The organism is Caproiciproducens sp. (assembly GCF_053840905.1).
The window spans coordinates 1-10,811 of record NZ_JBNLXQ010000027.1 but is presented as its reverse complement, the minus strand read 5'-3'; the positions used below and the strand labels follow the sequence as shown (position 1 = coordinate 10,811).

The 10,811-nt window shown below is 47.5% G+C and carries 11 protein-coding genes; 10 read left to right on the top strand and 1 reads right to left on the bottom strand.

Annotation, left to right across the window (positions count from 1 at the left end):
- Positions 1 to 260: 260 nt before the first annotated feature.
- The 5 genes from ACQGQ5_RS15690 to ACQGQ5_RS15670 all read left to right on the top strand — a co-directional run bounded on the left by ACQGQ5_RS15690 (position 261) and on the right by ACQGQ5_RS15670 (position 5,451).
- The gene (locus ACQGQ5_RS15690; RefSeq protein WP_455737408.1) at positions 261 to 965 is read left to right on the top strand and encodes a Crp/Fnr family transcriptional regulator; all 705 of its coding nucleotides are present in this window, start codon (positions 261 to 263) and stop codon (positions 963 to 965) included.
- A gap of 27 nt (positions 966 to 992) precedes the next feature.
- Positions 993 to 2,042, top strand: a complete 1,050-nt coding sequence (locus ACQGQ5_RS15685) for an ABC transporter substrate-binding protein (protein WP_455737407.1) — start codon at positions 993 to 995, stop codon at positions 2,040 to 2,042.
- The gene (locus tag ACQGQ5_RS15680) at positions 2,020 to 2,802 is read left to right on the top strand and encodes an ABC transporter permease (protein ID WP_455737406.1); all 783 of its coding nucleotides are present in this window, start codon (positions 2,020 to 2,022) and stop codon (positions 2,800 to 2,802) included. The genes ACQGQ5_RS15685 and ACQGQ5_RS15680 overlap by 23 nt, the downstream gene beginning before the upstream one ends.
- 14 nt (positions 2,803 to 2,816) lie before the next feature.
- On the top strand, positions 2,817 to 3,437 hold the full coding sequence (locus tag ACQGQ5_RS15675; RefSeq protein ID WP_455737405.1) for an ABC transporter ATP-binding protein: 621 nt from the start codon (positions 2,817 to 2,819) through the stop codon (positions 3,435 to 3,437).
- Between the two features lie 328 nt (positions 3,438 to 3,765).
- A complete protein-coding gene (locus ACQGQ5_RS15670; RefSeq protein WP_455737404.1) occupies positions 3,766 to 5,451 on the top strand; it encodes a polysaccharide biosynthesis protein in 1,686 nt (561 codons plus the stop codon).
- A 57-nt stretch (positions 5,452 to 5,508) separates the two neighbouring features.
- Here ACQGQ5_RS15670 and ACQGQ5_RS15665 read toward each other — a convergent pair whose 3' ends face one another.
- The gene (locus tag ACQGQ5_RS15665) at positions 5,509 to 6,087 is read right to left on the bottom strand and encodes a thymidine kinase (RefSeq protein WP_455737403.1); all 579 of its coding nucleotides are present in this window, start codon (positions 6,085 to 6,087) and stop codon (positions 5,509 to 5,511) included.
- Positions 6,088 to 6,288: 201 nt separating this feature from the next.
- Here ACQGQ5_RS15665 and ACQGQ5_RS15660 point away from each other — a divergent pair, with 201 nt between their 5' ends.
- From ACQGQ5_RS15660 to ACQGQ5_RS15640, 5 genes are all read left to right on the top strand, one after another.
- Positions 6,289 to 7,968, top strand: a complete 1,680-nt coding sequence (locus ACQGQ5_RS15660) for a diguanylate cyclase domain-containing protein (protein ID WP_455737402.1) — start codon at positions 6,289 to 6,291, stop codon at positions 7,966 to 7,968.
- A gap of 105 nt (positions 7,969 to 8,073) precedes the next feature.
- Positions 8,074 to 8,841 (top strand): polysaccharide deacetylase family protein, encoded by a 768-nt coding sequence (locus ACQGQ5_RS15655; RefSeq protein WP_455737401.1) that lies wholly within the window; start codon positions 8,074 to 8,076, stop codon positions 8,839 to 8,841.
- A gap of 232 nt (positions 8,842 to 9,073) precedes the next feature.
- Complete coding sequence (pdaA, locus tag ACQGQ5_RS15650; protein ID WP_455737400.1) at positions 9,074 to 9,883, top strand: delta-lactam-biosynthetic de-N-acetylase; 810 nt, start codon at positions 9,074 to 9,076, stop codon at positions 9,881 to 9,883.
- 131 nt (positions 9,884 to 10,014) lie between these two features.
- Positions 10,015 to 10,233, top strand: a complete 219-nt coding sequence (locus tag ACQGQ5_RS15645) for a hypothetical protein (protein WP_275715672.1) — start codon at positions 10,015 to 10,017, stop codon at positions 10,231 to 10,233.
- 78 nt (positions 10,234 to 10,311) lie between these two features.
- The coding region (locus ACQGQ5_RS15640) for a hypothetical protein (protein ID WP_455737399.1) at positions 10,312 to 10,811 on the top strand (500 nt) is incomplete at its 3' end.

The following is a 10,811-nucleotide window of genomic DNA, read 5'->3' as shown; positions in this document are numbered from 1 at the left end:
AGACGATTTGCCTGTCCGAAGATATTATTGAGGATGGCCAGATGGACTGCCCGAATTGCGGCGAAACGCTGGAATTCGATATTGACGAAGAGGACTGCGATTGCGGCTGCGAGGACTGCGATCACGAATAAAAAGCTTTTTGGCTGAACGAAAAGAGTGCTGCTCCGTGCAGTGCTCTTTTTGCTTTTATATTGACAGATTTCGGTAAGATGCTTATAATAGTAGAAAAGTGTATCAAATGAAACAGAAAGTGAACATTTATGAAACCGATTAAAAAACAAAACAAATATTGTCTGCTGCTGGCACAAAGTTTTTTGTTCAATGGGATTGAGAAGGGCGTAGCGGAAGACGCTTTTCAAAACGGCGAATGCAGCTGCATGGAATACGAAGCCGGTGAGAAAATATATACCAGAAGCAATTACAAAAAAAGCATGGGGATCGTTTTTTCGGGAGTAGTAAAAGCCATGAAGCCGGAAAACGAAAACCTGATTATGAATACCTTTTATTCGGGGGGGATCTTTGGGGTCGCCTGCCTTTTTAACAATTCGCGCCGGTATGTTTCCGAGATTATCGCTGTCAAAAAGAGCCGCGTTTTGTTTTTGTCCCAGCAGCTTCTGCATGAGCTTTTCGGGAACCATACAAGGATCGCTGAGAATTACATCAGCTATCTGTCGGATCGGATCTGTTTCTTAAATAGCAGGATCGATAATTTTACCGGGGGAACTGCTGTTTGCCGCCTGGCGACGTTCCTTCTTTCGCTGTCCGCCCAGAATGAATATTCCCTTGTGCTGGAGCTGCCATGTACGCTGACGCAGCTTGCCAATACGCTGAACATCGGCCGCGCTTCCCTGTACCGCGCTTTCGATGATTTATCCGATACAGGCGTCATCACCCGCGAAGGAAGAAAGGTGACAATCCATCAGATTGAGCGGCTGCGGTCCGGTCAGTTTGATGATGAATCATAATTCAACGATAGATAAAGAGGGAGAAAAATGAAACTGACGAAAAAAATCATTTCACTGGGATTAAGCGCCTGTATGGCTCTGTCCGTCCTTGCGGGATGCGCGGGACCTGCGGCGGCGTCCTCCGGCGCGCCGGCTTCCAGCGAAGCGGTATCAAGCGCGCAGCAGAGCTCTGCCGCCGCTGAAAAGACGACCATTAAGATTGCGGCGCTCAAAGGGCCGACCGGGCTGGGCATGTTAAAGCTGATGAGCGACAACGACGCCAGGACCGCCGCCGAAAACTATGAGTTTACGATCGTGGGCGCTCCGGACGAAATCGTATCCAAGATTTCCAAAGGGGAAGTGGACGCGGCCGCCGTTCCCACCAACCTTGCCGCTACGCTGTACAACAAGACGGAGGGAAAGGTTCAGATGGCCGCTGTCAACACGCTCGGCGTGCTTTCCGTCCTGACAAAGGGAGAGGACATTTCCAGCATCAAGGACCTCAAGGGAAAAACCGTCTATTCTTCCGGCCAGGGTTCCACACCGGAGTATGCATTCAATTACATTTTAAGCCAAAACGGTCTTGAAGTCGGTAAGGATGTTAAGGTAGAATATAAAGCGGAGCATGCGGAGCTTGCTGCGCTGATGGTTTCCGGCAAGGCAAAGATTGCCGTTCTGCCTGAACCGTTTGTCACTCAGGTGACGGCGAAAGACAAGGACGTAAAAATCGCGCTGAATATCACGGATGAATGGAATAAGGTTGCGGACGGAAAGAGCGTTCTGACCATGGGATGCCTGATTGTCCGCAAGGATTTTGCAGAGCAGCATAAGGAAGCTTTTGACGCGTTCCTCAAAGAATACAAGGAGTCCACTGATTATACCAACACAAAGGTGGAGGAAGCGGCCGCCCTGTCCGAAAAATACGATATTATGCCCGCTGCGGTCGCCAAAAAGGCGATTCCCAACTGCAACATCGTTTACATGGACGGAGACGAAATGAAAGCGAAAATTCCTGATTTTTTGAATGTTCTGTTCACAGCCAATCAGAAGTCCGTTGGAGGGAAATTACCGGGTGATGACTTCTACTACACAAAATAAGAATCTTTTTCAATACAAAGGGTTCAGAACCTTTCTGACCGCCGTGTTCTGGATTGGACTATGGCAGCTGGCCTATTTCACTGTAAAGCAGGAGATACTGATCGTATCTCCTGTTCGTGTTTTGCAAAGGCTGTCTGAGCTTGCGCAGACCAAAGAATTCTGGCTGACCGCGTTTTTGTCCATGCTCCGTATCGTGGAAGGCTTTTTGCTCGGCGTGGTTTTCGGAACGATACTGGCGGTGCTGACTTCCGTTTCGCGTATGATGTACGAACTGTTTTATCCGGTCATCAGTATCATCAAGGCGACGCCCGTGGCTTCGTTTATCATTCTCGCGCTTGTGTGGATTCCGTCCACTCATGTGCCGTCCTTCACGTCCTTTTTGATGGTGACGCCGATCATATGGGCAAACATGGTCAACGGCATTAAAAAGACCGACAAAAACCTTCTGCAGATGGCCGCGTCCTATCGGTTCGGACCGGTAAAAACCGTCAAACGCGTCTACCTGCCTTCTGTGATGCCGTATTTTACCGCGGCCTGTACAACCGGGATGGGGCTTGCCTGGAAGGCCGGCATCTCCGCCGAGGTGCTTTCCGTCACTCCGCTGTCGATCGGCCGGCAGATCTACAATTCCAAAATCTATATTGAAACGGATGATTTGTTCGCGTGGACGGTGATCGTCATTGTCATGAGCGTTATTCTGGAATGGCTGATGGTCCGGTTCATGAAAAAAGCGGGGCAGAAATACAATGTTGTGCAGTGATGGAGCGGTGTAAATTGAAAATTCGGAATCTGACCAAAAATTATAACGGAAAAATGGTGCTGGACCAGTTTTCTCTCCAGCTTCCTTCCAACGGAACAGTCTGTCTGTTCGGCCCTTCCGGCTGTGGAAAAACGACGCTTTTAAACTGCATAGCGGGTTTGGAGCCTTTTGATTCCGGTGAAATAGAAGGAGCCGGCACCGGGAAGATTTCCTATCTTTTTCAGGAAGACCGCCTACTGCCCTGGATTTCTGCCAAAGATAATATTGCCGCTGTTCTTCGCGGAAAAGCCCGGCAGAACGAGGAGCAGGCGGAAAAATGGCTCGGACTGGTCGGTCTGGCGGAAGCGGGGAACAAAAGGCCGGCGGAGCTGAGCGGCGGGATGCGGCGGCGGGTCGCCCTTGCGCGGGCGCTCGCTTACGGCGGGGATCTGTATCTGATGGATGAGCCCTTTCAGGGGCTGGACGCGGAGCGCAGGGAGGAAATGATCGCTTTGGTTCAACAGGAAACGGCCGGCGCTTTGAAAATCATTGTCACCCACGATTTTGAGGAGGCGGAAATGCTGGCCGACGTCGTTTATATTCTGGAAGGCCCTCCGGTCAGAATTGCCGACGTCATTGTAAAAAATCCCGCATAAATCTGCTCATTCTTCCAATGCCGCTGTGTTTCTTTACAAATTGCATCTTTCATTCGCGCAGGGTTTGTGCTATACTAATGCAGTTAAATTCGTTTTAGTAGAGGTAATTTACGATATGAAGAATCAACGGGCCACTTTCGGAAAGTCATTTGTTCAAATTACAATCGATATTCTCTGCGTTTTTTTCAGCTATTGGATTGCTTTTATATTGCGCTATGACGGACAGATTTTCCCCCGCAGTTATGATTGGGAATCCTTTTGCACCTGGATTCCGTGGATTACGATTATTTATATTGTTTCTTTTACAGCTTTTCGGTTTTATAAAACCATGTGGCAGTTTGCCAGCCTCGATGAATTATTGCTGATTTTTTATGGGACAACCTTCGCGGCGTTGATTGTAACGATTATCGGCGTTACCCTTTCCTGGCCGGTCTTTCATGTCCGGCGTTTCCCATGGGGCGTCTATGTCATCGGCTGGGTATTTACCATCTTTTTGGTGGGAGCTTCCCGGTTCAGCTTCCGGCTGATCCGCAGAATGAAGCGCAGGAGTCAGATCAACAGGGAAGACGGCGAGGAGTTCCACCGCGTGATGATTATCGGCGCGGGAGAAATGGGTTCCATGGTCATCAAGGATATGAAGACCGCCCCTGAAAGCAAAGGCATCCCTGTGATCGCCATTGACGACAGCAAAAGCAAACGGGGAACCCGAATCCATGGCGTCAAGGTAGTCGGCAGCCGTGAAAGCATTCCGAAAATGGCCGTCCGCTATAATATCGACCAGATTGTGCTGGCGATTGCGTCAGCCAGCAAAAAGGACAAGCAGGATATCCTGAGCATCTGTGCGAAAACGGGCTGTCAGCTGAAGACGATTCCCGCGTTGTATGAAATCATAGAGGACAGCGCCGATCCCCTGAAGGTCAGGAACGTCGATATTATCGACCTTCTGGGAAGAGATGAGATCAAACTGAATATTGCGGAAATCAGCGGGTATCTCAAAAATAAAACCGTGCTGGTAACCGGTGGGGGCGGCTCTATCGGCAGTGAGCTGTGCCGCCAGATCGCTTATTTTAATCCGAAAAAACTGATTATTTTCGATATATACGAGAATAACGCCTACGATTTGCAGAATGAGCTTCTGATGCGCTTCAAGCATTTGAACTTAGAAGTCCTGATCGGCTCCGTCCGGGACAAGGGAAGAATCGAGCATATTTTTTCCGTCTGCAAACCGGACGTCGTCTTCCACGCCGCCGCCCATAAGCATGTGCCTCTGATGGAGCTGAGTCCCGGAGAAGCGGTGAAAAATAATGTGTTCGGTACGCTGAATGTGGCGCAGGCGTGCGACAAATACGGCGTGAAGCGCATGGTGCTGATTTCGACCGATAAGGCGGTCAACCCGACGAATATCATGGGTGCGACGAAACGTATCTGTGAATTGATCATTCAGTACAGCAGCCGTCACAGCAAGACCGATTATGTCGCCGTCCGTTTCGGCAACGTTTTGGGCAGCAACGGCAGCGTCATCCCTCTTTTTAAAAAGCAGATTGCGGCCGGAGGTCCGGTCACCGTTACCCATCCGGATATCATCCGGTATTTTATGACGATTCCCGAAGCGGCGCGTCTGGTGATCCAGGCGGGAGGCATGGCGCACGGCGGCGAGATTTTTATTCTGGACATGGGCCAGCCGGTGAAAATCGTCGATCTGGCAAAAAACCTGATCCGCCTATCGGGTCTGCAGCCGGATGTCGACATTAAAATCGAATACACGGGCTTGCGTCCCGGTGAGAAGCTTTACGAAGAGCTTCTTCTGGACAGCGAGGGCGGATGCCAGAAGACTTCCCATGAATTGATCTATATTGGTACGCCGATCCCGTTCAATGAGGATACGTTTATCAATCAGATTGAACAGCTGAGGGAGGTCGCCGGTTCCAACAATGTGGAAATGATGAATATCGTTCATGAGCTGGTGCCGACTTATTCCGGCCACGCCGAAGAGACGGACGCTCTCGCAAATTGATTTTTATAGAAGAAAGCCCGCGGTCAGTAAATGGACTGGCCGCGGGCTTTTCTTGTTCTATTTGTGTTTTTGGAGATTGTCTATCCTGTCGTTTTTCCAGCACTCGTAGCATAGGCCGATATAACTTTCGTTTCCGCCGATGAAGACCTGTTCCCCTTCCCGGACGATTTTCCCGTTGCAGATCCTTGCGTTTACTTCCGCCTTGCGTCCGCAGGTACAAACGGATTTGATTTCCGTCAGCGAATCCGCGATTTCAAACAGGCGTTTGCTGCCTTCAAACAGATGCGTCTGAAAATCGGTTTTTAACCCAAAACAAAGGACGGGGACAAACTCGATCGCGATATCCTTCAGCTGATCGATTTGCGGGGCGGATAAGAACTGCGCTTCGTCTATAATCAGGACATCGTAACGGTTTTGCCGGAACCATTGATAGAGGTCCACGCTCTTATCCATTAAAATACCGGTATCTTTCAGCCCGATCCTGGATTTTACAACGGTAAGGCCGTCCCTGTCGTCCAAAGAAGGTTTTAATAAACCTACCCGGTAACCTTTTTCTTCATAGTTGAATTTCACCATCAGCGCCTGTGCCGTTTTGCTGCTGCCCATTGCGCCGTATTTGAAATACAATTTCGGCATTTTCATTCCTCCGGTTTATTTTTGAAAATCTTTTCTAAGTATAGCATTCTTTATTTACTTATGAAATACGGAAATCTGGTGGGGAATACAATATTTAAAAATAATGGCCACAAAATGTCTGATTCAATAAATGATTGCTGATTAAGGTCGGATATGCTATAATTTTTTGTATACAAAATATAGAAAAAGGCGGTGAACCGTTTGAACAGACCCAAAATGCTGTATGTTCAGTTTTTTCTTGTGAGTTTGTCTGCGGTGGTCATCGCCTTTGTTTATATCACTTTTCAGGTGGAACAAATCAGGCTGGACGGGGGAAAAGTAACCGATTTTAACAAAGGGTGGCTGTTTTCAGGCAGTGATGGGAGCAGTCTGAGGATCGATCTGCCGACGCACTCCGTACCGGGAGCTGAAAAAAACAGGGCCGATTCTATTTCCAATAAGCTTCCTTCTGATCTCGGCAGCGAAATGACGCTCTCCTTTCCGACCTATCATGCGAGGATGCGTGTCTTTGTAGGAGACAAATTAATTGATGAGTTTGGGTATCAAACGCATCTCCTGTTTGGAAAATCCCCGGCATGTACGGCGTGGCATATTATTCCTCTGCCGGAAGGCTCGGCGGGAAAGACGGTTACCATTGAAATCTGTTCTCCTTATACGAAATATGCATCTACATTCAACGCAATTACCATCGGAACGAGGAGCGCGAATATTATCTGTTTGATGCAGAAATTTTTCTTCAGCACGGTGATCAGTTCCCTGGTTCTGATTTTTGGAGTTCTGCTGTTGATGCTGTATTTTATTGCCCGGACAAGGATGAAGAACAATCTTTCTCTTCTGTATCAGAGCCTGTTTGCCATCAGCATCTCCGTTTCCGCGCTGACGGAAACGTCGGTTCTGCAGCTTGTAACCGGAAATGTTCTGGCGCTTGGATATATCATGTATTTTTCGCTCATGCTCTGTTCCATTCCCTATTTACTGTTTATCAAAACGGTTTATGCGAAACACCATGAGAAGCTGTTCGATCTGCTTTGTGTCGCCGCCGCGGCGAATTTTTTGATCTGCACGTTTTTGCAGGTATTCAATTTGTCGGATTTTCCTGAAACAGTATTTTTGACCCATATCGTTATGGCGTTGGCTCTCGTTCTTTCTGTTTATACCGCGCTTGAAAATTTATTGAAGTACAAAGACCGTAGAGTAATTCCTTTTTTGACCGGGCTTGGTTTGATGTTTATTCTTTTTATGGTCGATATGGTCCGGTATTACACGGGTATTTATCAGGATGGGGCGCTGTTTTGCCGCTTGGGACTTTTCCTCTTTGTCGTTCTTCCTTCTATTGACACGGTTTCCCAATATTTTTCGATGATTGAACTTGCCATGGAAGCCCGCGTTCTGAAACGTCTTGCCTATCTTGACGTGCTGACACAGAAACAGAACCGGACAGCCTTTGAAATCAAAATGGAAGATTTAAATCTTCAGCGTGACCGTTCCCATGTGGCGATCGTGGCGTTTGATATAAATAATTTAAAGATGGTCAACGATAACTTTGGACACAAATGCGGGGATGAACTGATTCTGGCGGCTTCGGACGTGATTCAGCAGAGCTTTGAAGGGTATGGAAGCTGCTACCGTATCGGCGGGGATGAATTTGCAGTGATTGTTGAAAACGATCTGGTCAGCAGTACTAAAGCATGTATCCATGATTTCAGAAGGCTGTTAAGCGAATACAATCAAAAAAGTCCCAGACGGGTCGAAATCGCCTACGGCTACGCGGAATACGAGCCAAATGACAAAAATTTATTTGAAACACTGAACCGTGCGGATAAGCTGATGTATGAGAATAAAAAACAAATGAAAGACACCGTGTATTCAAAAGAAGCTTAACGCAGGGAGCCGCCTGAAGGAATAAACAGGAATTTAAGAATCCGGGTAAAAAAGAAAATAAGAAAGCCCCCCGGGTGCATATAATTGTGCCAAGGGGGCATTGTCATGAGATTTTTGATTTTGACCAGAAAAAGAATACTGACGGTTTTATGCTGCCTGATTTGCGGCATATTGGCTGTGTTTCTGGCATTTCAGGGCGTAGCGGCAATCAAGGCGTCTTCCGGTAAGCGCCTGATCCCAATTTACTGCGTAAAAACGGACGAAAAGAAAATTGCGATCTCTTTCGACGCAGCGTGGGGAAATGAAGAGACACAGACGCTGATCGATATCCTGAATAAATACAACGTCAAAACAACCTTTTTTGTGGTGGGCGCCTGGGTGGATAAATATCCCGAATCTGTCAAGGCACTTGCGGCCGCCGGACATGAGGTCTGCAACCATTCCAATACGCATCCCCATATGCCGAAGCTCGGGAAGACGGAAATGACGGCGCAGGTGACGGAATGCAATAATAAAATCAAAAACGCGACCGGTACCACTCCGCTGCTTTTCCGTGCGCCTTACGGCGATTATAACAATCCTGTGATTGAAACCGTAAAATCTCTCAATATGTACTGTATACAGTGGGACGTGGACAGCTTGGATTGGAAAAATCCGCCGCCCAACGATATCGTTACCCGGGTGACCACCACGGTAAAGCCCGGTTCCATCGTTTTGTTTCACAACGGTGCGAAAAACACACCGGCGGCCCTTCCCAAAATCATAGAGGCGCTGCAGAGTCAGGGTTACCAGATCGTCCCCGTATCACAGCTGATCTATCAAGACAACTACACCATAGACCATACCGGAATGCAGGTGAAAGAAAACGGATAAAAGTCCATCCCATGTGACCTTTTGGAGGAGGGAAATCAGTAGAAAAAGGGCACCGCGGATTCATGCGGTACCCTTATTACGCTTTGTCCCTGTTATATCAGCCCGGCTTTTTTATCCGTTCCTGCTCAACCCTGTATTGCGGTTGGGAGGGACTTTTTTATTTTCTGAAAATTTTTCTGATATTATCTGTGACGGCATAATATATTTTACTGTAAGGCAGGTGACAAATACCGTGTATATAACCGTTAGAAAAAAGCAAATCGAAATTGTCATGGCAGTCTTTCTTTTTCTGCTGGCAGGCATTCTTACGCTTACCCATCAGCAGCAGGAAATCGCTGTACAGACGGCTGCCGCCAATACCAACTGGGGGCTCGGTTTTGGGGAGGACGGCAAGCAGCCTACAGGAAATGCCTCTGCGGATTTTTTAAAGCAGTATAACGCCTATTATGTAGGGGCGGCAGATAAAAAGGTGATTTACCTGACGTTTGATGCCGGATATGAAAATGGGTATACGCCGGCGATTTTGGATGCGCTGAAAAAACACAACGTAAAAGCGACTTTTTTTGTAGTGGGAAATTATTTGAATACGAGCCCAGATCTCGTGAAACGGATGATTGAGGAAGGCCATATTGTCGGAAACCACACCAATACGCATCCCGATATGTCCAAAATTTCGGATATGACATCGTTTCAAAAGGAAATCTCAGCGGTGGAAACAAAATTCAAGGAAATCACCGGGCAGGACATGCAGAAATATTATCGCCCCCCACAGGGAAAATACAGTGAAAATAACCTGAAGCAGGCCAACGAGCTCGGATATAAAACGATTTTTTGGAGCCTCGCTTATGTGGACTGGTATCAGGATAAGCAGCCGACGAAGGAACAGGCCTTTGACAAGCTGCTTCCCCGTATCCACCCCGGGGCAATCGTGCTGCTGCACAGCACCTCTAAAACAAATTCCGAGATATTGGACGAATTGCTCTCTCAATGGGAAACCGCCGGGTATACCTTTGGCACCCTGAACGAATTAAGCGGGAAATAAGCAAAAATCTTTTTGCGAAATATGCTTGTTTTGTGAATGCACGAATGCTACAATAGTTCTAATGATTTTATGTAAATCATAGGGTATGTTTCATCAAGGGAATCGTGATGGTAAGAAAAAGGAGGACAAAAATGGCGAAAATAACGGATATCAGAAAGTGCGGCAGACTGATCAGCGTCTACAATAAGACCGCGATGGACGTTAACTTCAATCAGGAATATTTCTCCATTTGGGTTCACGCCGCAGGACAGGAATCCGGTTTGGAAACCTGTCCGCTGAATGTGCAGCTGAATACGGAAATGGCTGAAAGACTTCGGAATTATTTAAATGAATTTTTAAATAAATCATGAATGAATTCTTTTCTTAGCTACATACTTTACGAGCAAACGCAAATAATGTTTGTACTGATTTACGGGAGTGAGGGTAAAATGACAAACATTATTTTGTGCGGAAAATCAACCGACACGTCTGTTTCATGCGCTTTGCTTCCGGCGCTGGAAAAATACGGCGGAGTACAGTATTTCAGTACGCGGCATCTTGTGCGCCTTGGAAGCGATCAAGTCAAATTTCTTCTTTACGACTGTGAGAAATTACCGGAAATCGAGCTGGAAAGCGGGATTATCCTATTTAAAAACAGTTTTCATTCTTCAGAAAAAATTTTGATTCCGGAAGGATTCCTGTCCATTCTGGAAATGAAAAATGCAAGCGCGGCGGAATCGCTCAACGGAACCGGGACCGCGGCGATTACCTGCGGCACAAGCTCCAAAGATACGCTCAGCATTGCCGGTGTCGATGAAACGAGTGCGGCGCTGAGCCTTCAGCGCAGTGTGATGACGATTGACGGAAAAATGGTGGAGCCCCGCGATTTTACGGTCAGATTCCCGCCAAAGCTCAGTCCTACGCGTATTTTAGCAGTGTGCGCCGTGCT

Bases quoted from the DNA above. Each gene is read 5' to 3' on its own strand.
- ACQGQ5_RS15670 (WP_455737404.1), top strand. From the start codon at position 3,766: ATGTGGCAGTTTGCCAGCCTCGATGAATTATTGCTGATTTTTTATGGG.
- ACQGQ5_RS15655 (WP_455737401.1), top strand. From the start codon at position 8,074: ATGAGATTTTTGATTTTGACCAGAAAAAGAATACTGACGGTTTTATGC.
- ACQGQ5_RS15690 (WP_455737408.1), top strand. From the start codon at position 261: ATGAAACCGATTAAAAAACAAAACAAATATTGTCTGCTGCTGGCACAA.
- ACQGQ5_RS15665 (WP_455737403.1), bottom strand. From the start codon at position 6,087: ATGCCGAAATTGTATTTCAAATACGGCGCAATGGGCAGCAGCAAAACG.
- ACQGQ5_RS15685 (WP_455737407.1), top strand. From the start codon at position 993: ATGAAACTGACGAAAAAAATCATTTCACTGGGATTAAGCGCCTGTATG.
- ACQGQ5_RS15680 (WP_455737406.1), top strand. From the start codon at position 2,020: ATGACTTCTACTACACAAAATAAGAATCTTTTTCAATACAAAGGGTTC.
- ACQGQ5_RS15645 (WP_275715672.1), top strand. From the start codon at position 10,015: ATGGCGAAAATAACGGATATCAGAAAGTGCGGCAGACTGATCAGCGTC.